The organism is Acidimicrobiales bacterium (genome assembly GCA_040219515.1).
GTDB lineage: Bacteria > Actinomycetota > Acidimicrobiia > Acidimicrobiales > Aldehydirespiratoraceae > JAJRXC01.
This window is the reverse complement of sequence record JAVJSI010000011.1, coordinates 47,138-74,050: the sequence shown is the minus strand read 5'-3', so window position 1 is coordinate 74,050 and position 26,913 is coordinate 47,138. Positions and strand designations below refer to the sequence as shown.

Sequence of the window (26,913 nt, the reverse complement as noted above, 5' to 3'; positions counted from 1 at the left end):
CTCGTCAGCCGGTGACGGCGAGTCCGATGGTCATCCCGAGTCCGCCGAGCATCTGGGCCCGGGCCGTGGCCCCGAGCACCGGAATGAGCGCCGGCCCGCCTGCGCCGCCTCGGACCCGACGGATCGCGAGCCAGGCCATCGGCGCCGCGGCCAGCGCGCCGACCGCGCCCACGCGCAGCGTGGCCGCGATGCCCACCGCCACTGCGAGGGCCACCACGTGGAGCAGCACGTAGGCCTGCCGGGTCCTTGCGTCGCCGAGGCGGACGGCCAGCGTCTGCTTGCCGGCGACGGTGTCGCCGGGGATGTCGCGCAGATTGTTGGTCACCATCAGCGCGGTGGACCACAGGCCGACGGTGATGCTGCACCACACGGCGAGCGCCTCCACCCGCTCGGTGAGCACATAGGTGGTGCCGATCGTGGCCACGAGCCCGAAGAAGACGAAGACGAACACCTCGCCCAGGCCGAGGTACCCGTAGGGCCGAGGCCCGCCGGTGTAGGTCCAACCGGCGACCAGGCACAGCGCCCCGACGACGAAGAGTTCCGGTCCGACCACGAAGGCCAGAATCGTCCCTGCCACGCCGGCGACGCCGAAGGCGAGCGTGGCCGCCCGCTTGACCGTCGCCGGGGCAACGAGCCCCGACCCGACGAGGCGCAACGGTCCGACCCGCTCGACCCCGTCGGTGCCCCGCACGCCATCGGAATAGTCGTTGGCGTAGTTCACGCCCACCTGCAGCGCGACCGCCACGACCAGGGCGAGACCCGCTCGCCACCACTCCGTATCGGCCTCGGCACCCGCGGCGGTACCGAGGCCCACGGCAACGGCGGTGCCGACGGCCACCGGCACGACGGCGGCGGGAAGGGTGCGCAGGCGGGCGCCGGCCACCCACAGCGCCGCGCCGGTCGGGGCGGTGGCGGACGGCGTGTTCATGGCGAGACCAGCGCAGCGACGGCGTCGGTGAGCAGGCGGTGTTCGACCTCGTGGATGCGGGCTTCGAGATCGTCGCGGGTGTCGTCGGCGAGTATCGGCACCTCGGCAGTGGCCAGGACGGGACCGTTGTCGACACCCTCGTCGGGCACGAGGTGCACCATCACCCCGGTGCGCTCGAGACCCGACGACTGGTGGGCCGCCCATGCGTCGTCGATCGCGCGGGCGCCGGGGAACTCCCCCGGCAGCGCGGGATGGAGGTTGACCACCTTCGCGGAAACCGACTGGAGAAATGCCGAGGTGAAGAGGTGCATCCACCCGGCCAGCACCACGACATCGGGACCATGGGCCGAGATGCGGGCCGCGAGATCGCGGTCGTACGCCTCACGTCCGGCCCGCTCGGTCTCGCCGCCGTCGACCGCGGCCTCGAGAAACGGCCGCATCGGCACGAATTCCTGGGGGATGCCGGCAGCGTCGGCCCGCTCGCGGGCGAAGGCGCCTCGCCGGTTCACATAGACGGCAACGATCTCGGCGTCGAGTCGCCCTCCGTCGATGGCGTCGATGAGCGCTTGGAGATTCGATCCGGAGCCCGACGCGAGGACGACGAGTCGACCCGTCATCGCCATTCGCCGGTGAGCGTCACCCGCTCGTCGCCGCTCGCCGCCACCAGGCGGCCGATGATCGGCAAGCCGGCCTGGTGCACCAGGTCACGCTGGTCGGCGGGGACGACCACCACCATGCCGATGCCCATGTTCCAGACGCGGAACGCCTCGCTGTCGGGCAGATCGCCCCATTCGACGAGCGACCGGAAGTGGGTCGGAACGTCCCAGCTCCCGAGCTCGAACTCGGCCGCGAGGTGGGCGGGCAGCACCCGGGGAACGTTCTCGAAGAGCCCGCCGCCGGTGATGTGGGCCAAGGCCAACGGGCCGATGCCGGCCGCCTGCATCTGGTCGACGTGGGTGATGTAGGGCTGGTGTGGCGTGAGCAGCCAGTCGAGCATCTCGGCGCTGGGCTCGTGGGTCTCGAGCAGCAATCGGATGAGGGAGTAGCCGTTGGTGTGGGGGCTACGGCTGGTCAGGCCGACCAGCAGGTCGCCCTCGGAAAGGTCGGCGGTGCGGGGCCAGAGGGCGTCGCGATCGACGACGCCCACGATGGTGCCGGCGATGTCGACCGCGCCGGGCATGTAGACCCCCGGCATCTCCGCCGTCTCGCCGCCGAGCAGCGCACAGCCCACGGCCTGGCAGGCCTCGGCCATCCCCGTGACGATCTCCGCCACGACCTCGGGAACCAGCGACGCCGTTGCGATGTAGTCGAGGAAGAAGAGCGGTCGAGCCCCCTGGACGAGGATGTCGTCGACACAGTGGTTGACGAGGTCGGCGCCCACTCCCCGCCAGCGTTCGTGGCGAGCGGCGAGCTCGACCTTGGTCCCCACACCGTCGGTGGAGGCGACGAGCACCTTGCCGGGGCCGAGTCCGTCGGCCGCGAACAATCCGCCGAACGCGCCGACTTCGGACAGCACCGCAGGGGTGTTGGTGGCCTTCACCGCATCGGCGAGGAGACGAACGGTGCGATTGCCGGCGTCGATGTCGACACCGGCGTCGCGATAGGTGGTCGGTGTGGTCGGAGTTTTCCTGGTCATGACGCGACCTCGGCGGTGGCTCGGGCGATGTCGGTGCGGTGTTGCGCGCCGTCGAAGGTGATCGCAGCGACGCCCTGATGAGCGGCGTCGGCCGCCTCGGCCAGCGACGGGCGCACCGCGGTGACGGCGAGCACCCGCCCGCCGGCCGTATGGGGCACGCCGGCGACGTCCTTCGTGCCGGCATGGAAGACGGTGCACCCGAGCGCAGTAGCGGCGTCGAGTCCGTGGATGGTGACGGGGTCGGCGCTGCGGACCGGGTAGCCGGCGCTGGCCATCACCACGGTGGCCGCAGCATCGTCGCGCCAGACGATGTCGATGGTCGCGAGCGTGCCGTCGATACAGGCATCGAAGACGTCGAGCAGATCCGATTCGAGCAGGGGCAGGACCACCTGGGTCTCGGGATCGCCGAAGCGGCAGTTGTACTCGATCACTTTCGGGCCGTCGTCGGTCAACATCATTCCCGCGTAGAGCACCCCGAGGTAGGGCCGTCCCTCGTCGATCATCGCGTCGAGGGTCGGCGCGATCACCTCGTTGCCCACTCGTTCGAGCAGCGCGGCATCGGCGATCGGCGACGGGTGGAACGCACCCATCCCCCCGGTGTTGGGGCCGACGTCGCCATCACCGAGCCGCTTGTGATCCTGCGCGGCGGGCATGACGTGGAAGTCGGCGCCGTCGCAGAACGCCAGGATCGACACCTCGGGACCGAAGAGGCGCTCCTCGAGCAGCACCTCGCCACCGGCGTCACCGAATCGACGCTCCACCAGGATCTCGTTGATGGCGACGGCAGCCTCGGCCTTCGTCTCGGCCACGATCACGCCCTTGCCCGCCGCGAGGCCACTCGCCTTCACCACCGGTACAGCGGTGAGCGTGTCGAGATGGGCGAGCGCGGCCTCGGCGTCGGTGAAGGTGGCGGCGGCCCCGGTGGGGATGCCATGGCGAAGGAGGAACTCCTTGCAGTGCGCCTTCGAGCCTTCGAGCTGTGCCGCCGCGGCCGACGGGCCGAAGACGCGGATGCCGGCCGCGTCGAGCCGGTCGGCGAGTCCCGCGACCAGCGGGTCCTCGGGCCCGACCACGACCATCGACACCTCGTGCGCATCGGCGGCGGCGACGATGGCGTCGAGATCGGAGGCCGGGATCGCCAAGTTGCGGCACTTCGTCTCGACGGCGGTGCCGGCATTGCCGGGCGCGAGGAGGATCTCGTCGACCCGGGACGAGCGGGCCAGCGACCACGCGATCGCGTGTTCGCGGCCACCACCACCGACCACGAGGAGTCGTTCCCCCACCGGTCAGTCTCCCCAGACCTGGGCGAACTGCTCCTTGGTCTTGAGCTGCAGTTGCACGAAACGCTCGGACTCGAACGGGTAGACGCCGGTGAAGCACGCGTTGCAGTAGCCGTCGTCGGCCTCGAGGGCCCGCATCAGCGCATCGATCGACAGGTAGGCCAGCGAGTCGGCGCCGATGTGCTCGCAGATCTCCGCCACCGATTTCTGCGACGCGATGAGTTCGTCGCGAGATGCCATGTCGACGCCCATGTAGCAAGGGTCGGTGATGGCCGGGCAGGCCACCCGCACATGGACCTCGGCCGCGCCGGCGTCGCGCATCATCTGCACGAGCGGCCCGGACGTCGTGCCGCGCACGATCGAGTCGTCGACCATCACGACCCGCTTGCCGAACAGGTTGTCGCCCAGCGGGTTGAACTTCATCGCGACACCCGCATCTCGCAGTTGTTGCGTGGGCTCGATGAACGTGCGGCCCACATATCGGTTCTTGATGAGCCCCTCGGTGTAGGGGATGCCCGCTTCCTGGGCGAACCCGACGGCGTGGGGCGTGCCCGAGTCGGGCACCGGCACCACGAGGTCGGCCTCGACCGGCGCCTCTCGAGCGAGCTCGCGGCCCAGGCGCTGGCGGGTGGAGTGGACGAGACGGCTGTCGTGCACCGAGTCGGGCCGGGAGAAATAGATCTGCTCGAAGGTGCAGAACGACTTCTTCTTGGGCACCGCCCCCTGCTCGATGTGGAGCCCGGCATCGTCGATGCGCACGATCTCGCCCGGCTCGACCTCGCGCACGAACTCTGCGCCGATGGCCGAGAACGCGCAGGTCTCCGACGCCAGCACGTAGCCGCCGTCGATCTTGCCGATGACCAGCGGGCGGAAGCCCCACGGGTCGCGCACGCCATAGATGGCGTCGCGGGTGAGGATCGTGAGGGCGAATGCGCCCTCGGCCCGACTCATGAGCACCCGGATCCGGCTCAGCCAGTCGCCACCGGCCCCGGTGAGCAGGTGGACCATCACCTCGGTGTCGCTCGACGTCTGGAGCCCGACACCCCGCTCGAGCAGCTCACGGCGAAGGAGATGGGCGTTGACCAGGTTGCCGTTGTGCGCGACACCGAGCGGACCGTCGATGGTCTCGATGACCTGCGGCTGGGCGTTGCGGATGCCCGAACCACCGGTGGTCGAGTAGCGACAGTGTCCGATGGCCAGGTTTCCGTGGAGCGTCGAGAGATTCTCCTCGTTGAAAACGCTCGACACGAGCCCCTGGCCCTTGTGGACGTGGGCGACGCCGTTGTCGACGCTGACGATGCCCGCCGCCTCCTGACCGCGGTGCTGGAGGGTGTAGAGCGCGAAGAACGCGAGTCTCGCGGCGTCCTGGCCCGGGGCATGGATGCCGACGACACCACACTCCTCGTGAAGATCATCACCAGTGGGAAACACGGATATCACCGTCCGGAGAGCTCGACGCGAGCGTCGACTGCCCTTTGTAGTGTGTCGGCGGCGTTGTCGCCCACACAGGTCAGATGTCCCATCTTGCGGCCCGGCCGAGCGTCGGCCTTGCCGTAGAGATGGAGATGGATCGAGGCGTCCTCGAGGGCGGCGACCCAGTCGGGTTCGCCGTCGTGCCAGAGATCGCCGAGGAGCTGCACCATGGCCGCGGGCCGGCAGGCGCCGTCGCCCAGCGGGAGCCCACAGATGGCTCGCAGCTGTTGTTCGAACTGGCTGGCCGGTGCCGCTTCGATGGTGCAGTGGCCCGAGTTGTGGGGCCGCGGCGCGACCTCGTTGACCAGCAACCGGCCATCGGTGTCGAACAGTTCCACGCAGAGCACGCCCACGAGATCCCAGCCCTCGGCGACACGACGAGCGATGGCGCTCGCCGCGTCGGCGGTCTCGGCGGAGATCTCGGCGGGGACCCGGGTGGTGTCGAGGATGTGGTGGACGTGGTGGTTCTCCATCACGCCGTGGTCGACCACCTCGCCGTCGACACCGCGGGCGACGATCACCGACAGTTCGCGGGTGAACGAAACGACCGACTCGACGACGAGGCGCTCGCCGCCGAGCGCCGCCCATGCGGCATCGACCTCGGACGGCGCGTCGATCCGTATCTGTCCCTTGCCGTCGTAGCCGAAGCGGGCCGCCTTGGCGATGACGGGCACGCCCAACTGCTCGACCGCCCGGTGCAGTTCGTCGAGGGTCGATGCCGGGTGCCAGGGCGCCACGGCCACCCCGGCCGCCACCAGTGCCCGCTTCTCGCGCTCGCGGTCCTGGGCATCGGCGATGATCGCACCCGACGGATGCACGGGCACGCCGGCCGCAGCCGCCGCGTCGGCCAGCGCCGGCTCGACGTTCTCGAACTCCCAGGTGATGACATCGGCCTCGGTGAGAAAGCGGGCGACGCCGGTCTCGTCGTCGAAGGCGGTGGCGATCTCGATCTCGGCGATGCTCCCCGCCGGTGTGTCCTTCGCCCCGCCGGTCAGCACGACGACGCGATAGCCGTGCTGGTGCGCGGTCTGGGCGAGCATGCGGCCCAGTTGGCCTCCACCCACCACACCGACGGTGGAACCGGGGAGAAGGGTTGTCGCCATGCTCAGTGGTCCAACTCGATGGCGCGGACCTGGGCATTGCGCTGCGCCCGAAACGCATGGAGCGCCGCGGCGAGCGTGTCATCTCGACGAGCGAGCATCGCCACCGCCAACAGGGCGGCATTGGTGGCCCCGGCCGCCCCGATCGCCATGGTGGCCACGGGTACCCCTCCCGGCATCTGCACGATCGACAGCAGGGAGTCGATCCCGTTGAGCGCCCGGCTCTCGATGGGCACCCCGATCACCGGGACGATCGTGTGTCCGGCGACCATGCCCGGCAGATGGGCGGCCCCGCCGGCGCCGGCGATGATCACGTCGAGCCCGCGATTCTCGGCCGACTCCGCGTACTCGACCATGAGGTCGGGGGTGCGGTGGGCCGAGACGACCCTGGCCTCGAACGACACCCCGAAGTCCCGGAGCACATCCGCGGCGCCGCGCATCGTCTCCCAATCGGAGTCGCTGCCCATGATCACGCCGACGAGCGGATCGTCACTCACGCGGTCGTCCTCCCCGGATACCCCGCCCAGTCTGCATCCTCGCGCGCCATCGCGCGCCCGAGAGGGATGAGTTCCGTCGAGAGATCGGCCGGTCGTTCGTCACCCGACTGCGTTTCGGATCGCGTCGACCACGCGCGGTGCAGCCGGGTAGGCGCCGGGCGCCAGTTCGGCACCGGTGAGGGCCGCGAACGTCTCCTGGTAGACGCCGGCCGCGACGGCGGCCAGTTCGGCGTCGAGCGGGGGCGGATCGCCCTCGCCGCGATAGCCACGCTCGGCGTAGACAAGGCGGACGACCTCCTTGTCGAGGTTCTCGGGCTCCGATCCCGCGGCCAGGCGGGATTTGACCGTCGCGGCACGCCAGAAACGTGAGCTGTCGGGGGTGTGGACCTCGTCGATGATCGTCAGCCGATCGTCGTCGTCGAGCCCGAACTCGTACTTCGTGTCGACCAGCACCAGGCCGGAGGCTGCGGCGAGTTCGCGGCCCCGTTCGAAGACCGCGAGTGCGACGGTGCGGACCTCGTCCCAGCGATCGGCCGGCACCAGGCCCTGGGCCACGATCTCGGCCTCGGTGATCGGCGCGTCGTGGCCACCCTGCTCGGCCTTGGTGGTGGGCGTGATGATCGGCTCGGGCAGCGGGTCGTTCTTCTTCATGCCATCGGGAAAGCGAAGGCCGTAGATCTCGCGGGCCCCGGCGTCGTACTGCGTCCACAGCGCCGTCGACGTGGAGCCCGAGAGCCGGCCCCGCACGACGACCTCGACCGGGAGGGTGCGGCACTTCCGTCCGATCGTGACGTTGGGGTCGGGAACCGAGAGCACGTGCGACGGGACGAGATCAGCGATGCGTTCGAACCACCATGCCGCCAACTGGTTGAGGACCTGGCCCCGGTACGGGACCGTGCCCAGCACGTGATCGAAGGCGGAGATGCGGTCGGTGGCCACGAGCGCCAGCCGGTCGCCGAGGTCGACGATGTCGCGCACCTTTCCCTGCACCAGCGGGCCGAGATCGGCGAGCTCGGACGCCGAGATACCGTCGAACGGGTCGGCGACGGCCGGGGCGAGATCGACGGTCATCGCGCCGCGCCGACGAAGGCCTCGAACAGCGGCAGGCCCGAACCCTCGTCGGGTCCCGACGGGCGTTGCCAGGCGAGGACGTGGTCTTCGGGATGGGGCATGAGTCCGACCACTGACCCGGACTCGTTGCAGAGGCCGGCGATGTCGGCCACGCTCCCGTTGGGATTGGCCGGGTAGGTCCCGCCGGCCGGTCGGAGCGGCTCCACGGTCGGTGCCGGCCCCGTGTGCATGTAGCGAAACGCCACCAGCCCCGCGTCGTCGATCGACTCGGTGACCGACGGGTCGGTCACGGCGACCCGCCCTTCGCCATGGGCGATCGGACAGCGGATGACCGTGCCCCCGAGGGCGGACAGCCAGCTGTCGACGCCCACGTCGACGCGCAGCGTGACCCAGCGACACTCGAACGAACCCCGGGCGTTCTCGGTGAGCGTGACCTGGCGGGGCGACGCGAGCGGACCCGGCAGGAGGCCGGCCTTCACCAGCACCTGGAAGCCGTTGCAGATGCCCAGGATCGGCCGACCGGCATCGACCAGTGCGGCCAACTCGTCGGCGAACCACGTGCGCAGTTCGAGGGCGAGACGGCCGCCGGCGCCCAGGGCGTCGCCGTAGGAGAAGCCACCGGGGAGCAGCACCGCCGCATGATCGGCGATGCGCACGCGTCCGTCGCGGAGTTCGTTGATGTGCACGATCCGCGCGTCGCCACCGGCCATCTCGATGGCCTGCGCGGCCTCGCCGTCGCGATTCGTACCCGAGGCGTGGGGGATCAGGATCGGCGGCCGGCTCATCGATCGGCTCCCTTGAACGCCGCGAGCGCGTCGGTGATCGACACCTCGACGATCGTGGCACTCGCCTGAGGGAGGCCCGTGGCATCGTCGGGCGCGTCGGGGACCTGCAGGACGATGCGCTCGTCCGCGATCACCTCGCCGATGCGGCGAGCATGCTCGCCCAGCGATTCCTCGACCGCGGCCCGGTCGGTGGACGAGGACGCCAACACGAGTCGACCGGGCGCCTCGTTCGCGAACGCCTGGAGAGGGTCGAGCCCGTCCGAGGGAACCACCACGTGGACACCGTGACGGGCGGCGATCGCCATCTCCGCGATGGCCACCGCGACTCCGCCGTCGCTGCAATCGTGAGCCGAGCGGATCAGCCCGCCGGCGATGGCTGCATGCACCGCCCGGTAGCGCGGCAACGGGTCGTCGAGCGGTTCGGGCACGACCGTGGCGCCCAACCCGAGCACCGCGTCGACGAGCGACCCACCGAGGGCATCGGTACCTGTCCCGACCAGCCACAGGTCGTCGCCGGGCTCCATCGACGCGCTGTCGATCGCCCGGTGCAGATCGGGCACGAGGCCGACGGCCGAGATCAGGAGCGTGCCCGGAATGGCCTTGCCGTCGAACTCGTTGAACAGGCTGTCCTTGCCGGAGATGAACGGCATCCGGTAGCGCCGGGCCCCATCGGTGCAGCCCTGCACGGCGCGGACGAGCCCGCCGAGCCGGTCCGGCTTCGTGGGGTCACCCCAACAGAAGTTGTCGAGCACCGCCACCCGATCGGGGTCACCGCCGACGGCGACCAGGTTGCGCACCGCTTCGTCCATCGCCAGGAGGGCCATCGCCCAGGGGTCGTGGAGCCCGACACGCGGACAGATTCCGTTGCTCACCACCGCAGCCACATTGTTGTGGCCGGTCCCCAGCGGCTTGAGCACGGCCGCATCGGCCGGCCCGTCGGCCTCGGGTCCGACGAAGGGCCGGATCACGGTGCCACCCCGTACCTCGTGGTCGTAGCGCCGCACGATGTCCTCCTTCGAGGCGACATCGGGGTGTCGGAGCAGTGCCAGCAGGGTGGCGGCGTCGAACGGCGGGGCGTCGACCTCGGCGGGTGGCGTGTCCGCCCACGCGCCCGTCAACTCGCGACGCGGGAGACCGTCGTGGAGGAACGCCATGGGCATGTCGACCGCCACGGTGTCGCCATGGGTGACGACGAGCCGCTGATCGCCGCTGAAGTGGCCGAGGTCGGTCAGCTCGACATCCCAGCCGCCGCAGAGTGTCCGCAGCTCGTCGAGCTTCTCCGGCGGCACGGCGAGGACGATGCGTTCCTGCGCCTCGGAGATCCAGATCTCCCACGGCTGGAGGCCGGGATACTTCAGCGGCACTCCGGCGAGATCGATGTGCACGCCCAGCTCTTCACCCATCTCCCCCACTGCCGACGAGAATCCACCGGCGCCGCAGTCGGTGATGGCGGTGTAGAGCCCGGCGTCACGGGCCCGCTCGACGACCTCGATACAGCCCTTCTCGGTGATCGGATCGCCGATCTGCACCGCAGAACCCACGGTGTCGACGGTGGTCGCATCCATGCCCGCGGAGGAGAACGTGGCGCCGTGGACGCCGTCGCGCCCCACTCGCCCGCCGATGGACACGACCCGATCTCCCACCCGGGCCTGGGTGGGATGAGATCCGTGGGGCAGAAGACCGAGCGCACCGCAGTAGACCAGCGGGTTGCCGACATACCCCTCGTCGTAAATGACGGCGCCGTTGACGGTGGGCAGACCGAGCTTGTTGCCGTAGTCGCCGATGCCGGCGACGACACCGTCTCGAATACGCCGAGGGTGCAAGACGCCGACCGGCAGCCGATCGTCGGGCAGGTCACTGGGTCCGAAACACAACACGTCGGTGCAGGCGATGGGGCGGGCCGACACACCGAGAATGTCGCGGACCACGCCACCCACGCCGGTGTTGGCGCCGCCGAACGGTTCGAGGGCCGACGGGTGATTGTGGGTCTCGACCTTGAATGCGAGATCGAGTTCGTCATCGAAGGCGATGATGCCGGCGTCGTCGACGAACGCCGAACGCAGCCACCACGGATCGAGCTCCTCGGTGACCTCTCGCAGCGCCGGCAACAGCCCGTCGTGGTTCGTGACCGTGGCCGTGCCGTCGGCCGCGGTGTGGGTGAGCTCGATCCGCGCCCGGAAGGTCTTGTGCACACAGTGCTCGGACCAGGTCTGGGCGAGCGTCTCGAGTTCGGCGTCGTGGGGCGGCCGTCCTTCGCCGGCGAAGTGCTGCTGGATCGCCCGCATCTCCTCGACGTCGAGCGACAGCACCCGGTCGCGGCTCAATGCGAGCAGCTCGTCGTCGGAGAGCCCGGCGAGGACCACGGACTCGACCCGGGCGTCGACCGCGGCTTCGCCGGCGAACACGGGGGCGAGCTCGCCTTCGATCGACCGTTCGATCGTGTCGTTGGCCAGCAGGCGGCGGGTCAGCGTGGCCACGTCGGCGTCGTCGAGGTCGCCGACGAGGTCGTAGCGGCGGGCCGTCGACACCTGGATCGCCGGCAGCCCCAGCTCCTGCGCCGCCCGTTCGAGCTCGCGGGCGTCCTGATCGGTGACCCCGGCCATCGGCGCGACTTCGACCACCCGGCCCTCGGGGTGCGATGGCGCACCCACGGTGTGGCGGTCGACGACCGGGTCGACCAGTACCGACGCGCACAGTTGCTCGACCTCGTCGGCGCTGATGTCACCGGCCAGGTGGTAGACGCGCGCCACCCGGCAGGCGGTCAGGCCGTCGACACCGACAAGCGGCGCCGCGCCCACCACCCGCGAGCCGTCGGGGTCGTCGGAGGCGATCACGTCGATGCGTAGCGTCACTGCGCTGAACCTAGACGCGCGTTCCGGGGCCCGCGCGCATCGCGCGGCACCTTCTCGCGGGTGCTCTCGCCGGTCTTCTCTCAGGTCGGTTCCTGCACCACCAGGCTCACCGTGACGGCGTCGAGTTCACCGACCCGTGACGCCATCGTGTCGACCATCGTGCGCCACCGACCCCACGGGCTCCGCCGCTCGATCAGACCGTCCATCGCCACCAGCAGGGCGAGCAATGGCGCGGCCGAGAAGAGCTCGATCCGGCGCTCGATGGGCTCACCGGACACCGGCGCGGCCGCCGGCCAGGTACCCACACCGGTCGCCGTCTCGACGATCTCTCGCAGCTCGCGGAGGTCGTCGGGGGCCGAGAAGATCCGGACCCTCGGCTCCTGAATCTCGAATACATGACTGCCCGGTACGTGACTGTCATGGCCGAGCCGGAGATCGAGCGCGCCGGCGGCGACCAGGGCCGCGGCCGGATCGGCATCACCGAGCATGGCGACGTACGCGCGACGGGCACGGTCCCAGGCTCCCACGGAGCCGGGCCGTGCCCGCAGCGGTTCGTTCATGCGAAACCGGACTAGAGGCCCGACTTCTCCAGGACGTGGATGCCACACGCCGAGCCGAGCCCGATCACGTGGGCCAGGCCGACCTTGGCGCCCTTGATCTGACGGTCACCGGCTTCGCCACGAAGGTGGGTGGCGACCTCGTAGACGTTGGCCACACCGGTGGCGCCGATGGGATGACCCTTGGAGATCAGGCCGCCCGACACGTTGACCGGGGTGGAACCGTCGCGGAACGGGGCACCGGAGTCGATGAAGTCGCCGGCACCGCCCTTCTCACACAGGCCGAGGTTGTCGTAGTGGATGAGCTCGGCCGTGGCGAAGCAGTCGTGGAGCTCGACGAGATCGAGGTCCTTCGGGTCGACGCCGGCCGTGTCGTAGGCCTGGTTGGCGGCGTTGCGGGTGAGGGTGTTGACGTCGGGCTGCACCTGGGCCGACTCGGTGTAGGGGTCGGAGGTGAGGACCGAGGCCGAGATCTTCACGGCCCGCTTCTGCACCTTCTTCGGCATGCTCTTCAACCGCGAGCCCGAGACGAGCACGGCCGCCGCCGCGCCGTCGCCGGTGGGGCAGCACATGAGCAGCGTGTTCGGATAGCTCATCGTGGGCGCACCCATGATCTCCTCCATGGAGAACTCCTTGCGGTACTGCGCAAGCGGGTTCAGCGTGGAGTGGAGGTGGTTCTTGTAGGCGACCTTGGCGAACTGTTCGAAGCCCACGCCGTCGTAGTCGTTGGCGTACTCCATGCCCGCTTGGGCGAACACGCCCGGCATGCCCTCGGTGCCGAGGTAGCCGTCGACGCCGGTGACGGCGCCATAGCGACCGTCGGGCTCGTAGACGTTGCTCTCCTTCTTCGTGGCGCCGGTGAGCATGCCCATCTTGCCCATCTGCTCGACACCGACGGCCAGACCCATGTCGGCCTCGCCCGCCTTGATCGAGAGGTAGACGGTGCGCAGCGCGGTGGCGCCGGTGGCGCACGCGTTGGCCACGTTGAAAACGGGGATGCCCGTCTGGCCGATCTGCTTCTGGATGCGCTGACCCATGCCGGTCGAGGCCTGGAAAAGCGTGCCCGCCGCCAGCACGTCCATGTCGTGGATGGTGACGCCACCGTCGTCGAGGGCGTTCATCGACACGCCGGAGGCGAGGTCGACGGCGTCCTTGTCGGGGTAGCGACCGAACGCGGTCATGTCGGTGCCGATGAGCCAGACGCTGTTGTCGTCGATCTTCGACGCCGTCGTCTTCTTGCGCGGTGCGGGCTTCTTCGCCGCCGGCTTCTTCTTCACTGTGCTTGTGGGAGCCATGTTCAGGTGCCTTTCTGGGCCGTCAGACGGGTTCGTAGCCGAACGCGACGGCTTCGGTGCCCTCGTCGTCCTTGCCGATCGGATAGGTGGTCAGCTTCAGCTTCATGCCGAGGTTGACGGCCTCGGGCGTGGGGTCGCAGTTCACCACGTTGGAGCGAACCGTGGTGCCGTCGTCGGTCTCGACGATGGCCGACACGTAGGGCGCCGGGATGCCCGGCGCCGCCCGGTGCACGATGGTGAAAGCCTTGAGCTTGGCGCCGTTGCGCACCCGGGCCTTCTTGAACTCGCGCTGGCCGCAGTTGGCGCAGGCGTTGCGACGGTCGAAGAACCGAGCCCCGCAGTTGGTGCACTCGTTGGCCGAGAGATACGGGCGGGCGCCGAGCCGCAGGTAGTCGACCAGCGGCACCTGGGCCGCAGTCTTCTTGGATGCTGCCTTCTTCGCGGTCGCTGACTTCTTCGCGGGCTTCTTGGCGGTGCGCTTCTTCGCAACCGACTTCTTGGCGGCCATCGTGCCTCCGGTTCGGGACTGTGGGACAGCGCCGAGGGTAGTGGCGGGCTGTACTTTCGCACCAACCCACCGTGGCCCTGCGGGATTCCCCCGGGTCACCAGGTGCCGCGATGGACGACCTCGGCGAGCGGCCGGCGGGGCCGTGCTGCCGAGGCCGACGGCCGATCGGGCGCCCGATGCCCGAGTGCGATCGTGCCGACGGCACGCCGACCCTCGGGCACGCCGAATCGTTCCCGCACCGCCGCCTCGTGCTCGAACAGGCCGAACAGCAGTGCGCCGAGACCCTCGGCCTCGGCCGCGAGCAGCAGCGCCATCGCCACGGCACCGCCGTCGACGAACCAGTAGGGCACGGGCCACGCGCCGGCCGAGACGCCGAGACCGGTGTGGGCCTTGTCGGCCTCTCCGTAGCGGGCGACGTAGGCCGCGGGTTCGACCCAGGGCACGATGAGCAGCGGCGCACGCAACAGCTGGGGCCACGGAAAGGCGGCCCGCCGCTCGTCGCTCAACGTGGTCGCCCAGTAGCGGTCGACCGCGTCGGGGGTCTCGAGCACCAGGAACTCGGTGGCCGCGGTGTTGCCGGCCGACGGGGCCCGGCGGGCCTGGTCGAGCAGACGATCGACGACGGTCGTGGCGACGGCCGTGGGTTCGAACGATCGCGTCATCCGCCGGCGGCGGACGACCTCGGCGAACGTGGGCTCGCCTGGCGTGTCGTTCAGAGGAGCTTCTCGAGGTCCTCGGCCATCGCCCAACCGAACGCGATCAGTGTGTCGCCGGCGGCGATGTCGAGATCGTCGAGCTGGGCGGCCACTTCGGCGTCGATCTTCTCGGGCTTGGCGCTCGAGTGGTCGAGCAGCACCGGCTGGGTACCGCCACCCCGGCTGATGAAGGCCCGGTCCTCGTAGCTGCCGGAGTCGATGCCGAAGCGCTTGGCGAGACGGCGACCCCAGGCCCGCTCCTCGCCGGAGGCCTTGTGGCCGGGCCGGGGAACGATGTCGTCGAGCGACTTGTAGGCCTCGAACGCGCCCGCATCGTTGATCTGGGAACCGACGAGCACGTCTTCGTCGGGGAAGGCCAGCACGCTGCGGCGCAGCTGATCGGTCATGATGGCGCGCAGCACCGTGTCGCGCTTGGTGTTGCGGCAGATGTGGCCCGCACCGATCAACAGACTCGGGGTGCCGCCGATGCGCTCGAGCGTGCAGAACGAGTAGCCGCGGATCTTCCCGCCCTCGCTGGCGACGGTGACGAGCACCCAGGCCTCGCACTGCTTGGACAGAAGGCCGACCTCGAATGCGTTGGGCGACTCCGTGCACAGGTCTGCCATCTCCGCGAGTTCGGCATCGCTGACCGCCGTGCAATCCTTCGTTTCGACTTCAATCGCCATCGGCTGCCGGCCCCCACTCGCGTAACATCGGACCGACCTAGTTTTCAGGGTGAACGCGCGAATCGCAACCTCACGTTCGGTGAACGTGTCGCGCCGCAGCGTGTCCGGCCGTCGGTCGCCGCCGACGACGCAGCTCAGACCAGGATCGAATCGGGTCCGAGAAGCACCCGCAGCTCTGCAACGACGCCGTTCGCGTTGTTCACCGCGAAGTCGTCGGGCAGCCGGATCACCCGCCGATCGCTGAGGTGGAGTTCGACGGGCGAATCCCCCGGATGGGCGCTCAGGATGCTCTTCAGCTCGGCCAGCTTGCTCTCGGAGCCACCCGACGGGTCGAGCCGCACCCGCACCGGCTGATTGTCGCCCAGGTCCTCGATGACCTCGATGTCCTGGGCGAACAGCTTGGGCAGATCGCCGTCGTTCTCGAGCCGACCGCGCACCAGCACGATCTTGTCGTCCTCGAGTTTGGGACCGTGCTCCTGCATCGTGCGGGGGAACACCATGATCTCGACGGAACCCTCGAGATCCTCGAGCTCGAACACGGCCATGAGGTCGCCCTTGCGGGTCCACTTGCGCTGGAGGTTGGTGATGACGCCGCCCACCTTCTTGATCGCGCCGTCCTCGCCATCGGCGAGCTCACCGAGCGTGCAGTCGGTCTTGCGTCGCACATGACCTTCGAAACCGAGCAGCGGATGATCGGAGATGTAGAGCCCGAGCATCTCCTTCTCGTGGGCCAGCTTGGGCATCTTCTCGAACTCGGTGTCGGGGATGGCCGGACGCTCGTCGAAGCTCGGCCCGTCGTCGAGCTCGCCGAACAGCGACATGACCCCCATGTCGTGTTCCTTGCGCCGCTGCACCGTGAGATCGATGATCTGCTCGTGGACCTGCAACAGGCCCTTGCGGGGGTGGCCCAGCGAGTCGAAGGCACCGCCCTTGATCAACGACTCGATCGTGCGCTTGTTGAGCGCATCGAGTTCGACCCGCTCGACGAAGTCGACGAATGACGCGAACGGGCCGTTGGCATTGCGTTCGTGGAGCACCTTCTCGACGAAGCCGACACCGACGTTGCGGATCGCCGACAGCCCGAAGATGATGTTGCCGGGTGTGGCAGCTCTGTTCGTCCCGGCATGCGCCGGACTCGCGTCGGTCGACGGGTCGGCCCGGCCGGCGGCGGCCGTACGCCACTGGAGGTCGGGGACGGGCGTGAAGTCGGACTCGGAACGATTGATGTCGGGCACCTCGACCTCGATGCCCATGAGCCGGCACTCGTTGAGGTAGACGGCGGCCGACTCGAGCTTGGTCTTGACGCTGGTGAGCAGGGCCGACAGGTACTCGACCGGGAAGTTCGCCTTGAGATAGGCGATCTGGTACGCCACGTAGCCGTAGCCGTAGGAATGGCTCTTGTTGAACGCGTAGTCGGCGAACTGGGCGATGATGTCGAACATCTCGACCGCCAGCGACTGCTCGTAGCCGTTGGCCACCACGCCGTCGGTGAACTTCTGGCGCTCCTTCTCCATCGCCTCGCGGATCTTCTTGCCCATCGCCTTGCGCAACGAATCCGCTTCGGCCAGTGAGTAGCCGGCGAACTTCTGCGCCATCCGCATGACGCTCTCCTGATAGATCATCAGGCCGTAGGTGTCGCCGAGGAGTTCCTCGGCATCGGGGTGGATGTACTCGACGGGCTTGCGGCCGTTCTTGCGATCGGCATAGTCGTTGTGCATGTTGGCCGCCATCGGGCCCGGCCGATACAGCGCGACGAGAGCGGCGACGTCGTCGAACGAGTCGGGGGCCAGCGACCGGATGAGCGCCCGCATCGGACCCGATTCGAGCTGGAACACGCCGATCGTGTCGCCCTTCTTCAACAGGTCGAACGTGGCCTCGTCGTCGAGGGCCACCGCGTCGATGTCGAGAGCGACGTGTTGGGTCTGCGCGATGAGCTGCAGACAGTCCGAGATCACGTCGAGGTTTCGCAGGCCGAGGAAGTCCATCTTGAGCAGGCCCAGGTCTTCGACCCCGTGCATCTCGTACTGGGTGACGACCGGGGCCTCCTCGATGGACTTGCCCGCTTCCGGCTTGCGCTGGATGGGCAGGTACTCGGTGAGTGGTTCGTTGGTGATCACCACCGCGGCCGCGTGGATGCCGTCCTGGCGGCGGAGACCCTCGAGCCCCTTGGCCACCTCGACAACCCGATTGATGTCGGCGTCGGCGCTGACCATGTCGCGCAGTTCGCCGGCCGCCTTGTAGCCGTCGATGTACTTCGGGTGTTCCTCGAAGCAGTACTTCAGCGGGGTGTCGCGACCCATGATCAGCGGTGGCATCGCCTTGGCGACCTTGTCGCCGACGGCGTAGGGATAGCCGAGCACCCGGGCCGCGTCGCGCACCGCCGCCCGCGCCTTGATCTGGCTGAAGGTGACGATCTGGGCGACATTGTCGCGGCCGTATTTCTCGGCTGCGTAACGGATCATATTGTCGCGGTAGCGGGTGTCGAAGTCCATGTCGATGTCGGGCATCGACACCCGCGACGGGTTGAGGAATCGCTCGAACAGCAGGTCGTACTTGATCGGGTCGAGGTCGGTGATCCAGAGCGTGTAGGCGACCGCGCAACCGGCGGCCGAACCACGGCCGGGGCCCACCCGGATGTCGCGGTCGCGGGCGAACTTGATGAGGTCCCAGGTGATGAGGAAGTACGCCGAGAACCCCATGTCGTCGATGACCCCGAGCTCGTAGTCGAGCCGTTCGACGATGTGCTCGGGAAGGCTCTTGCCCCAGCGTCGCTCGGCGCCTTCGTAGGTGAGGTGACGGAGATACGCGGTGTCGCTCTCGAAACCCTCGGGGAGCGGGAACTCGGGAAGCTGGGGTTTGCCGAACTCGATGGTGACGTCGGCTCGCTCGGCGATCCACAGCGAGTTGTCGCATGCCGACGGCACCTCGCTGAAGAGCCGGCGCATCTCGCCCGCGCTCTTCAGGTAGTGCTGGTCGCCGTGGAACTTGAACCGATCGGTGTCGGCCAGGAGCGAGCCCGTCTGCACGCACAGCAGCGCGTCGTGGGCCTCGGCATCGTGCTGGTGGGTGTAGTGGCTGTCGTTCGTGGCCAACACCGGTGCCTGGATCTTCCTGGCGATGTCGAGCAGCATCGGGTTGGTCTGGCGCTGTTCGGGGATCCCGTGGTCCTGGATCTCGATGAAGAAATTGTCGCGTCCGAAGATCTCCTGGAAGCGAGCGGCCTGCTCCAACGCGACCTGTTCCTGGCCCTGCATCAGGCTCTGGAGCACATGACCACCGAGGCAGCCCGAGGTGATGATCAGTCCCTCGTGGTACTTGTCGAGCAGTTCCCAGTCGGCCCGGGGCTTGTAGTGGTAGCCCGACAGGAATGCCTGGCTCGAGAGCTGGATCAGGTTCTTGTAGCCGACGTCGTTCTCGGCCAGGAGGATCGCGTGGTAGTAGAGCTTCTGGCCGCCGCCGGTGTCGCCGCCGGAGTCATCGGCCTTGCCGCGGCGGCTCGGCCGCTCGGCCCGCGACTCGTGGGCGAGATAGATCTCGGTGCCGATGATGGGCTTGATGCCCTGGTCCCGACAGCCCCGGTAGAAGTCGAGGACGCCGTACATGTTGCCGTGGTCGGTGATCCCGAGGGCGGGTTGGCCATCGACGACCGCGGCATGGATCACGTCGTCGAGACGCGAGGCACCGTCGAGCATCGAGTACTCGGTGTGGACGTGGAGATGGGTGAACGAGTCCCCCACGGGCTCCCCTACTGGTTCGGGATGGATTCGGTGCGAGAGCGGCGGCTGTGGACCGCTCTGTGGACGCCCTGTGGACAAATCACATGGCTGTGATTCGACCCTATCCGCGCCCCCGGCGGACGCGCCAGCGCTCGCTCTCGCGACTTCCGGTTCAGAGGTAGGTGCCGGCTCGTTCGTCGGTCGGGTGGGGCGCGGCCGGGTTCGGGCCCCCGGGACCGAGCTGGCCCCGCATGCTCTGCAGCTGCTGCTGCGCAGCCATCTGTTGAGCGAAGAGCATCGCCTGCATGCCCTGCACCAGGCCTTCCAACCATCCCACGAGTTGGGCCTGGGCGATCTGGAGCTCGGCGCTCGTGGGGGTCTGACCATCGGTGAACGGTGAGGCGAGCCGCTGGAGCTCCTCGCGCAGATCGGGCGAGAGCGCCGATCCGACCTCCGTGATCGAGGTGTCGTAGATCTCGCGGAGTCGGTCGCGGGACGGCTCGTCGAGCGTGGCCGCCCGCACTTCCTCGAGCAACTGCTTCATCATCGTGCCGATCCGCATCACCTTCGCCGGATGATCGATCGTCTCGTCGATGCCGTCGTCCTCATCGGTGGCGGTGTCGTGGTCGGCGACCTCGAGCACCTCGGGGTGCTCGAGCAGTTCCGGCGTCTCGGAGGATGGGGCGTCGGTCACGGTGGCTCCAGGGTTTTGGCAAGCAGGGTTTCGGCAAGCAGGCGTCAGCTGGCGAAGCTCAGCATCGGCACGAGCATCTCGTCGGGGGTCAGTGAACCATGCCGACCGACCAGTTCGATACGTGGGGCGTCGGCCGAGTCGAGAAAGTAGTGCGGTCCCTTCGCCACGACGGCCACATCGCCGAGCCGGGCGCGAGCGGCGTCGGTGACCACAGGACCGAACCAGCCCTCGTCGATGACCTGGTCGACCGAGCGGACCCACGCCGTGTCGCCGTGAGCGCCGTCTGCCGCGTCGAGGAGGTCGCGACGATGACCCGCTTCGGCGTGCAGCCACCGGAACCGGGCCTCGCCGCTCTGCCGTTCGACGTGACGATCGACCTCGTCGGCGAGGGCCACGCCGTGACCCAGGCAGTCGACCTGCCCGTGGTCGGCCGTGACCACGATCGCCGTGCCCCGGGGCAGCGCCATCATCAGGTCGGCGACCAGGCGGTCGCACGCGACCAGTTCGGCGTCGTAGTGCTCACCGAAGCCGTAGACATGAGCGGTCTTGTCGATGCCGTCGTAGTACGCGTAGACGAACGGCTCGCCGGCCGCCACGGCCTGGCGGATGTTCACCGCGATACCGGGCAGCGTCTGCCACCCCCGATGCCGCACGTCGGCGAGATGCGCCATCGTGAACCCGGTGCCCTCGAAGCCGGCCATCGTGATCACGAGCGGTCGGTGGCCCAGGAACGCCGGCTCGCGCTGGAACTCGCCGGGCACGATGCGTTGCCGGGCATCGCCACGCGGGGTGGTCCAGCGCAACGCATTGAGCACTTCGCCGTCGACGTCGATGCGATAGCCCACCACGCCGTGTCGGCCCGGGGTCGTGCCCGTGCTGATGGATGTCAGGGCGGTGGCGGTGGTCGAGGGTGCCACGGTGGTGACTGGGCCACCGGCCATCGACGCGAGCGTGGGCGCGATCGCAGCCCGGGACTGGAGCTGGTTCCAGCCGAGGCCGTCGAGCACCAGCACCACCACGGATGGCGCGTCGACGATCTCCGGGCCGACGATCGCGTCGCTCGACGGATCGTCGCTCGGTTCGAGAATGGCGGGGATCAGATCGGTGACGCAACCGCGCCCGTAGGCGGGCAACGTCGGTTCGTCGTCGGTCATCGTGGATCCATCGGCAGAGGGCGTTGCCCGTCCAGTCTCGCGCCTTCCTCGCCCGACGACGACCCCGCCGTCCGTCAGATTGCCGAGGAAGGTTCTAGGCTCGCGGCGATGCGTGTCTCAACCCGAGGTGACTATGCGGCCCGAGCCCTTCTGTCGCTCGCGCTCCACACCGAAGCCGCCCCGACCTCCGTGCGGGAGATCGCCGAGCGCACCGGACTCCCGCAGCCCTACCTCGAACAGATCCTGCTCGCCCTGAAGGGCGCCGGTCTCGTTCGCTCGAAGCGAGGCGTCGGCGGCGGCTACGTCCTTGCCCGCGAGCCCAACGCGATTCGGCTCTCCGAGATCGTGCGGGCCGTCGACGGTCCGATCACCGCCGGCGACTTCGGCGAGCCCCACACCGACGGCGCCTGCGACCACGAGGGTCAGTGCGTACTGCTCACGATCTGGGGAGCAGCCGGCACCCACATGCGGACCTTCCTCGATTCGTTCACGTTGAGCGACATCGCCGAGATGGCCGGTGGCCGGGCACCGTGGCCCTCGCTCGACGAGACCTGAGCGATCAGGAACACAGGGCCAGACAGTCGACCAGGTCGGGTGGCAGCGGTGAGGTGATCGCCACGGGCGCCCCGGTGGCCGGATGCACGAAGCGGAGTTCGCCGGCGTGCAGGAACGGACGTCCGGGGTCGAGTCCGGGACGGCCGCCGTCGTAGTCGCGGTCGCCGACCACGGGGTGGCCGATGGCGCGTAGGTGCACGCGGATCTGGTGGGTGCGCCCGGTCTCCAACCGGCAGGTGACCAGCGTGGTCGCCCGGGGCAGATCGAAACGTTCGTCGACGGTGTAGTGGGTGACCGCTCGCCGACCCTGATCGCTCACCGCCATCCGGGTGGGTTGGCGCGGCGAACGCCCGATCGGCGCGTCGATCGTCCCCTTGTCGTGCTCGAGATGCCCCCATGCCAATGCCGTGTAGATGCGTTCGGGCTCGTGGGCCGACATCTGCCGGACCAATTCGGCGTGGGCCTCGGCCGTGCGGGCGACGACCAGCAGACCCGACGTACCCCGATCGAGCCGGTGGACGATGCCCGGCCGGTGGACCTCGCCGACGTCGGCCAGTTCCGGGAAACGGTGCACGAGCCCGTTCACGAGTGTGGCGTCGGCATTGCCGGCCCCCGGATGCACGACCAGGCCGGCGGGCTTGTCGATCACCACGATGTGGTCGTCCTCGTGACGAACCTCGAACAGGACCGCCGGATCGGGGGCCGGTCTCGGGTCGACCTCGTCGGGCATGGTCACCTCGAGCTGCTGACCCTCGTGGACCCGCTCCGAGGCCGAGGTGATCCGGCGAGCGTCGAGGCGCACCGACCCGCCGTCGATGAGCTTGACGACCGCCGACCGGCTGAGTTCGCTCACGAGCGCGACGGCGCGGTCGACTCGCTCCCCGTCCAGTGCAGCCGGGATGATCTCGTCGATGTCGCGACGCATGGCGGCAACCGCCGGCCGGGCCGGCTCAGCGCCGACCGAGACCGCCGACCTTGTATTCCACTCGCTCCGCGGCCCACGGGATCGCCCGGAGCCGCTCCTGGGGGATCGCCAGACCGGATTGGACGCAGACACCGTAGGTGCCCGCCTCGATGCGTTCGAGGGCGGCGTCGATCTGTTCGACCGCACCGCGGGCCTGAGCGGACAGCGCGAGATCGCGCTCCCGCTCGACCGCGAGGGTGTCGCCTTCGCCCGACTCTTCGTCGAATTGCACGTCGCCCGGCTCACGCCCCTCGATGAGGGCATCGGCTTCGAGGCGGTACTCCTCGGCGGAATGCAGGTATTTGGCTCGCTCGGTGATGAGGCGTTCCTTCATCTCGTCGACGAACTTCTTGCCGAAAGGCGATTTGACCGCCTTCTTCACGGCTTTGGCCACAGGTGCCTTCTTTGCGGGGGACTTGGACGGGGGAGATTTCTTCGCCGCCGGCTTCTTCGCGGCGGCGGCCTTCTTCGGGGTGGTTTTCTTCGGGGCGGCCTTCTTCGCTGCGGCTCTGTTGGCTGCCGGCTTCTTGGCCGACTTCTTCGTTGCCTTCTTGGCCGCCGGCTTCTTGGCCGACTTCTTCGTTGCCTTCTTCGCGGTCGCCATGATGAAAAGGCTCCTTGCCCCTCGAAACGAGGCCGTCGCCCCGGTTCGAAGCGCAGAGTCTAGACAGAAGTCCCACCGATGACGCGGATCCTCGGTGAGAAGGCACGAAAGGCGGTGTCAGCGTCGACGCCCGAACCACGAACGGCTGGCTTCCTCGTCCTCCTGATCGAAGAACGCGGTCAGTGCGTCGTCGTCGGTCGCGGGCATGGGCTCGCCGTCCATCGCATCGCGCAACTGGCTGAGGAAGGGATCGTCGTCATCATCGTCGACCTCGGGATCGAGGAAGAGCGTGCCCTCCTGCATCGCCGGCACCGCTTCGGTGATCGGCCCGCCGTCGTCGGAGGAGCGGTCGAACATCGAGGTCTCGAAACCCGGTCGCCCGGCGGTGTCCGGTGCCGATTCGAGATCGGCCACCGTGACGAGTCGGGGCGGCGAGGGTTCGCCCTGGCGGGACTCGACGAATCGCTCGCTCATCCCTGCGTAGGCGGGCTCGCTGCCACGCCCGGGGTCGGCGTCCGGGTCCGAATCGGGATCGTCGACGTAGGGGTCCGGGTCGGCGGAAGATTCTGTCGGTTCGACCGCTTCGGCGGCCACCAGATCGATGGTCGCACCATCGTCGTCGGAGTCGACGGGGGCGGCGTCGAACTCGTCGATCTCGTCGATCTCGTCGGGATGCTCCTCGACTGTCTCCTCGGCGATCGCCGTGACCGCCTCCACCTCGTCGGGCGCCTCGAGAACCTCGAATCCGTCGTGGCCCGTGATCTCGTCGTCGACGAACTCCTCTTCGAACCCCGCAGTCTCGGGGACCGAGACGTCGGCTGCCGACTGGAGCGCGGCGGCATCGACCTCGACGCCACTGGTGGCAGGCGGCCGGGCCACACGAAACGCCTCGGGCGATTCGAGCAGGTCGGTGAGGGCCGAGACCGACGCACTCAACTGATGGCGCTCCTCGGCGAGGTGACGCTCGAGGATCTCGATGTCGTCGGCCAGGAACGTCCGGTACTCCTGGAGCTCCGCCACCTCCGCAACGAGTCGCTCACGTTCGGCGGCGGCGGCCTCGGACGCGATCGACTCTGCCTCGGCCACCATGGTCCGACGGTCGGTCTCGGCCTCGGCCCTCAGCCGCGACGCATGCTCCTGCGCCTCTCGGCGGGTCCGCTCGGCTTCGGCCTGTGCTTCGCGCAACGCCAACTGGGCTTCGGCTTCCGATGCCGAAAGGATGGCGTGCGCGCTCGTGGCTGCTTCGGTGGTGACCCGATCGGCCTCTTCGCGTGCTTCGGCGATCGCCGCATCGGCCGTGCGCTGCGCCAGCACGAGGGTGCGGGTGAGTGTCTCCTCCGCTTCGGAGTGCGACGCACCGCCACCGCGTGACTCCGCGGCGTCGACACGTTCGTGCAATTCGGTGATGCGTCCACGCATGACCGCGGCGGCACGAGCGACACGATCGACGAACGCGTCGACCTCGTCGGGGTCGTAGCCGCGGTAGCGCTCGTGGAACTCGATCTCCTGGAACAGTGGTGAGAGTTCGTCCATGAGCCGATCGTAGACGCCGTCGGCGCCGCGAACGGGGAGCCTCGGCGCCACGCGAATCCCGGGGTCAGCAGATGAAGCCCTGCAGGATCTGAATGCCGATCAGCGCCACGATGGGCGACAGGTCGAGGGCGACGGACCCGAGCCGAACGGGCGGCAGGACACGTCGCAGGGGTCCCAGCACCGGGTCGGTGAGGATGAACAGCAGGCCGGCCACCGTGGCCATCGCCCCATCGGGGTCGAGCGGAAACCAGGTGAGCACGATCCGTACGAGGATCAACACGACATAGATCGTCAGCGCGAAGCAGAGGAGTTCCATCGAGAAGGCGCGCGTCAGTCGAGGGCGCGCCGGGTGTCGTCCGAGGACACCTCGACATCGGCCGGAATCAGCAGGTACACCTGATCGGCCACGCGATCCATCTTCCCGCCGAGCGCGTAGCAGAGCCCGCTGGCGAAATCGACGAGACGACGGCGCAGATCGCGCTCGACGCCCTGGAGGTTCACGATGACCGGCTGCCCGGCCTTGAACCGGTCGCCGATGGACTGGGCTTCGTTGAAGCTCGTCGGTGTGACGGCGTGGGGCTTGCTGGGAGCGCTCTCGACGATGCGAATGGCCGAGGCACCGTCGACGGTCGACGGTCCACCCGACCGGGACCCGGGCGCCGCCGGTCGGGTCTTGGGCGCCGGCGCCGCCGCGGCGGACGGTTCGATCGGCACGACGCGCACCGTGGACGGCTGCGAGGTCGGCATCGCCGGCGTGGCCGGCACCGGCCGCACCGTGGAACTCGCGGGCCGGACCGGAGGTGCGTCGCTCACCGACCGCACGGGCGGCCGCTCCGCGCTCGCGCCACCCTCTGCGGAACGCGACGGGGAGAAGTCGTCGTACTGCTCGTATTCCTCGTCGGGACCGAGCCCGAGATAGATCAGCGCCTTCTTCAACATGATCAGCTCCTACCTTGGTCTGAGGCTAGTCGCCCCGGGCCGCCAGAAACGGGCATCCCGCTCACGACCGGGGCGGGCGCGGACCGAAGAGCGCGGTTCCCACCCGGATCATGGTGCTGCCCTCCCCCACCGCCACCTCGAGATCGTCGGTCATCCCCATCGAACACTCGGCGAGCCCGAGGTCGTCGACCAGCCGGCGGAGCCGGCCGAAACCCGGTCGGGCGGCGGCCGGTTCACCGACGGGTCCGATTCCCATCAGTCCCTCCACCACCAGGCCGGCCGCAGCTGCGTGGTCGACGAGGCCGCCGGCCTCGTCGGGTGGACATCCCCCCTTCGCCTCCTCGCCGGAGATGTCGACCTGGACCATCATCCGCGCACCCGGCGAGCGGCGAGCGATCTCGTCGACGAGGGCGACCCGGTCGACGCTCTGCCACACGTCGACGACGCCGGCCAGCCTGCGGACCTTGTTGCGTTGGAGACCACCGATGAAATGCACGATGGGATTCGCGCCGACGTCGGCCTCGCCCAGTTTGGCCACGGCCTCCTGCGCGTAGCTCTCGCCCACGTCGTGCAGACCCGCAGATACCGCAGCCTCGATGGCGTCGGCCCCGAATCCCTTGGTCACCGCGACGACCCTCACGGCCTCACCGCCGGCCTGGCGGAGGCGGGCACGCACGACCTCGAGGCGCTCGGCGACCTCGCCGGGGTCGATCATCGCTCGACCATCCACGCCACGGTGACCTGACGCTCGGCGTCGCCCCGCACCCGATGGGAGAACCACTCGTCGTCGGCGGTGTCGGCGTCGAGAACATCGACCGACCCGACACCCAGATCCGCCAGCACGGCAAGCACGGCGGCGGTCATGTCGAGCGCGGTGTGGCCCTCGACCGTCCGTCCCCGCGCCGACGGACCGGCGACGGCGATCACCTCGGCCAGATCGTCGTCACCGAACGCGTAGTGGCCCACGCCGATACGCGGGCCGACGAAGGCCGTGATCTCGCCGTCGGCGAGCGTCCGCAGCGACTCGACCGCCGCGGGGATCACCCCTTCCACGACACCCCGCCAGCCGGCGTGGGCGACCGCCAGACCACCCGCGGCGGCCAGCACCACCGGCACACAGTCGGCGGTCTGCACGGCGAGCACCGCGCCCGTCGTGGTGGTGACGCCGGCATCGGCCTCGGCGCCGGCGTGCTCACCCGGCGCGTCGACCGTCACGACCCGCGGACCGTGGACCTGGCGCAGCCATGTCCACGGCGCCGGCGCGAAGGCGGCGCGACGAGACGCGAGCTCGGCGGCCGGACGGTCGATGTGGAAGTCGCCGTCCGCTCGGGAGCTGCACCGCACCCGGACCTCGTGGTGCGGCCCTGCGGGGAGGCGCCGCTCGATCATCG

General features: G+C 69.1%; 26 protein-coding genes. 1 reads left to right on the top strand and 25 read right to left on the bottom strand.

Annotated elements, in window-relative coordinates; genetic code table 11:
- Nucleotides 1–4: 4 nt before the first annotated feature.
- The 18 genes from RIB98_10045 to RIB98_09960 all read right to left on the bottom strand — a co-directional run bounded on the left by RIB98_10045 (nucleotide 5) and on the right by RIB98_09960 (nucleotide 20,927).
- Entirely contained in the window at nucleotides 5–928 is a 924-nt protein-coding gene (locus RIB98_10045) for a 1,4-dihydroxy-2-naphthoate polyprenyltransferase (GenBank protein MEQ8841312.1), read from the bottom strand.
- Nucleotides 925–1,551 (bottom strand): phosphoribosylglycinamide formyltransferase, encoded by a 627-nt coding sequence (gene purN / locus RIB98_10040; protein ID MEQ8841311.1) that lies wholly within the window; start codon nucleotides 1,549–1,551, stop codon nucleotides 925–927. The genes RIB98_10045 and purN overlap by 4 nt, the downstream gene beginning before the upstream one ends.
- The gene (gene purM / locus RIB98_10035; GenBank protein ID MEQ8841310.1) at nucleotides 1,542–2,564 is read right to left on the bottom strand and encodes a phosphoribosylformylglycinamidine cyclo-ligase; all 1,023 of its coding nucleotides are present in this window, start codon (nucleotides 2,562–2,564) and stop codon (nucleotides 1,542–1,544) included. The genes purN and purM overlap by 10 nt, the downstream gene beginning before the upstream one ends.
- Entirely contained in the window at nucleotides 2,561–3,847 is a 1,287-nt protein-coding gene (purD, locus tag RIB98_10030; GenBank protein MEQ8841309.1) for a phosphoribosylamine--glycine ligase, read from the bottom strand. The genes purM and purD overlap by 4 nt, the downstream gene beginning before the upstream one ends.
- A 3-nt stretch (nucleotides 3,848–3,850) precedes the next feature.
- Nucleotides 3,851–5,275, bottom strand: a complete 1,425-nt coding sequence (gene purF / locus RIB98_10025; GenBank protein ID MEQ8841308.1) for an amidophosphoribosyltransferase — start codon at nucleotides 5,273–5,275, stop codon at nucleotides 3,851–3,853.
- A 5-nt stretch (nucleotides 5,276–5,280) separates the two neighbouring features.
- Nucleotides 5,281–6,420: a 5-(carboxyamino)imidazole ribonucleotide synthase gene (locus tag RIB98_10020; protein MEQ8841307.1), complete on the bottom strand. Its 1,140-nt coding sequence runs from the start codon at nucleotides 6,418–6,420 to the stop codon at nucleotides 5,281–5,283.
- A 2-nt stretch (nucleotides 6,421–6,422) separates the two neighbouring features.
- A complete protein-coding gene (gene purE, locus RIB98_10015) occupies nucleotides 6,423–6,884 on the bottom strand; it encodes a 5-(carboxyamino)imidazole ribonucleotide mutase (protein ID MEQ8841306.1) in 462 nt (153 codons plus the stop codon).
- Nucleotides 6,885–7,013: 129 nt separating this feature from the next.
- The gene (locus RIB98_10010) at nucleotides 7,014–7,985 is read right to left on the bottom strand and encodes a phosphoribosylaminoimidazolesuccinocarboxamide synthase (protein ID MEQ8841305.1); all 972 of its coding nucleotides are present in this window, start codon (nucleotides 7,983–7,985) and stop codon (nucleotides 7,014–7,016) included.
- Complete coding sequence (gene purQ, locus RIB98_10005; GenBank protein ID MEQ8841304.1) at nucleotides 7,982–8,770, bottom strand: phosphoribosylformylglycinamidine synthase I; 789 nt, start codon at nucleotides 8,768–8,770, stop codon at nucleotides 7,982–7,984. The genes RIB98_10010 and purQ overlap by 4 nt, the downstream gene beginning before the upstream one ends.
- A complete protein-coding gene (gene purL / locus RIB98_10000; protein MEQ8841303.1) occupies nucleotides 8,767–11,622 on the bottom strand; it encodes a phosphoribosylformylglycinamidine synthase subunit PurL in 2,856 nt (951 codons plus the stop codon). Before purL ends, purQ begins: the two co-directional genes overlap by 4 nt.
- Nucleotides 11,623–11,702: 80 nt before the next feature.
- The gene (locus tag RIB98_09995; GenBank protein ID MEQ8841302.1) at nucleotides 11,703–12,182 is read right to left on the bottom strand and encodes a hypothetical protein; all 480 of its coding nucleotides are present in this window, start codon (nucleotides 12,180–12,182) and stop codon (nucleotides 11,703–11,705) included.
- A gap of 11 nt (nucleotides 12,183–12,193) precedes the next feature.
- Nucleotides 12,194–13,474, bottom strand: coding sequence for a thiolase family protein (locus RIB98_09990; GenBank protein MEQ8841301.1), 1,281 nt, complete (start codon nucleotides 13,472–13,474; stop codon nucleotides 12,194–12,196).
- A 22-nt stretch (nucleotides 13,475–13,496) separates the two neighbouring features.
- Nucleotides 13,497–13,982, bottom strand: coding sequence for an OB-fold domain-containing protein (locus RIB98_09985; GenBank protein ID MEQ8841300.1), 486 nt, complete (start codon nucleotides 13,980–13,982; stop codon nucleotides 13,497–13,499).
- Nucleotides 13,983–14,077: 95 nt separating this feature from the next.
- Nucleotides 14,078–14,731, bottom strand: a complete 654-nt coding sequence (locus RIB98_09980; protein MEQ8841299.1) for a nitroreductase family protein — start codon at nucleotides 14,729–14,731, stop codon at nucleotides 14,078–14,080.
- Nucleotides 14,695–15,363: a hypothetical protein gene (locus tag RIB98_09975; GenBank protein ID MEQ8841298.1), complete on the bottom strand. Its 669-nt coding sequence runs from the start codon at nucleotides 15,361–15,363 to the stop codon at nucleotides 14,695–14,697. Before RIB98_09975 ends, RIB98_09980 begins: the two co-directional genes overlap by 37 nt.
- A 134-nt stretch (nucleotides 15,364–15,497) precedes the next feature.
- Entirely contained in the window at nucleotides 15,498–19,100 is a 3,603-nt protein-coding gene (gene dnaE / locus RIB98_09970) for a DNA polymerase III subunit alpha (GenBank protein MEQ8841297.1), read from the bottom strand.
- Nucleotides 19,101–19,251: 151 nt separating this feature from the next.
- Entirely contained in the window at nucleotides 19,252–19,773 is a 522-nt protein-coding gene (locus RIB98_09965; protein MEQ8841296.1) for a DUF2587 domain-containing protein, read from the bottom strand.
- A gap of 44 nt (nucleotides 19,774–19,817) precedes the next feature.
- Complete coding sequence (locus RIB98_09960) at nucleotides 19,818–20,927, bottom strand: alkaline phosphatase family protein (GenBank protein MEQ8841295.1); 1,110 nt, start codon at nucleotides 20,925–20,927, stop codon at nucleotides 19,818–19,820.
- 108 nt (nucleotides 20,928–21,035) lie between these two features.
- Between RIB98_09960 and RIB98_09955 the strand changes: the two genes are divergently transcribed.
- Nucleotides 21,036–21,482, top strand: a complete 447-nt coding sequence (locus RIB98_09955) for an Rrf2 family transcriptional regulator (protein MEQ8841294.1) — start codon at nucleotides 21,036–21,038, stop codon at nucleotides 21,480–21,482.
- Between the two features lie 4 nt (nucleotides 21,483–21,486).
- On the opposite strand, the gene RIB98_09950 is transcribed toward RIB98_09955, so the two are convergent.
- From RIB98_09950 to RIB98_09920, 7 genes are all read right to left on the bottom strand, one after another.
- Nucleotides 21,487–22,407: an RluA family pseudouridine synthase gene (locus RIB98_09950; GenBank protein MEQ8841293.1), complete on the bottom strand. Its 921-nt coding sequence runs from the start codon at nucleotides 22,405–22,407 to the stop codon at nucleotides 21,487–21,489.
- A gap of 25 nt (nucleotides 22,408–22,432) precedes the next feature.
- Entirely contained in the window at nucleotides 22,433–23,050 is a 618-nt protein-coding gene (locus tag RIB98_09945; GenBank protein MEQ8841292.1) for a hypothetical protein, read from the bottom strand.
- Between the two features lie 117 nt (nucleotides 23,051–23,167).
- Nucleotides 23,168–24,583, bottom strand: a complete 1,416-nt coding sequence (locus RIB98_09940) for a DivIVA domain-containing protein (GenBank protein ID MEQ8841291.1) — start codon at nucleotides 24,581–24,583, stop codon at nucleotides 23,168–23,170.
- Between the two features lie 64 nt (nucleotides 24,584–24,647).
- On the bottom strand, nucleotides 24,648–24,899 hold the full coding sequence (locus RIB98_09935) for a YggT family protein (protein ID MEQ8841290.1): 252 nt from the start codon (nucleotides 24,897–24,899) through the stop codon (nucleotides 24,648–24,650).
- 14 nt (nucleotides 24,900–24,913) lie between these two features.
- Entirely contained in the window at nucleotides 24,914–25,522 is a 609-nt protein-coding gene (locus tag RIB98_09930; GenBank protein ID MEQ8841289.1) for a cell division protein SepF, read from the bottom strand.
- 61 nt (nucleotides 25,523–25,583) lie between these two features.
- Nucleotides 25,584–26,237: a YggS family pyridoxal phosphate-dependent enzyme gene (locus RIB98_09925; protein MEQ8841288.1), complete on the bottom strand. Its 654-nt coding sequence runs from the start codon at nucleotides 26,235–26,237 to the stop codon at nucleotides 25,584–25,586.
- Nucleotides 26,234–26,911 (bottom strand): laccase domain-containing protein, encoded by a 678-nt coding sequence (locus tag RIB98_09920; GenBank protein ID MEQ8841287.1) that lies wholly within the window; start codon nucleotides 26,909–26,911, stop codon nucleotides 26,234–26,236. The genes RIB98_09925 and RIB98_09920 overlap by 4 nt, the downstream gene beginning before the upstream one ends.
- Nucleotides 26,912–26,913 lie beyond the last annotated feature (2 nt).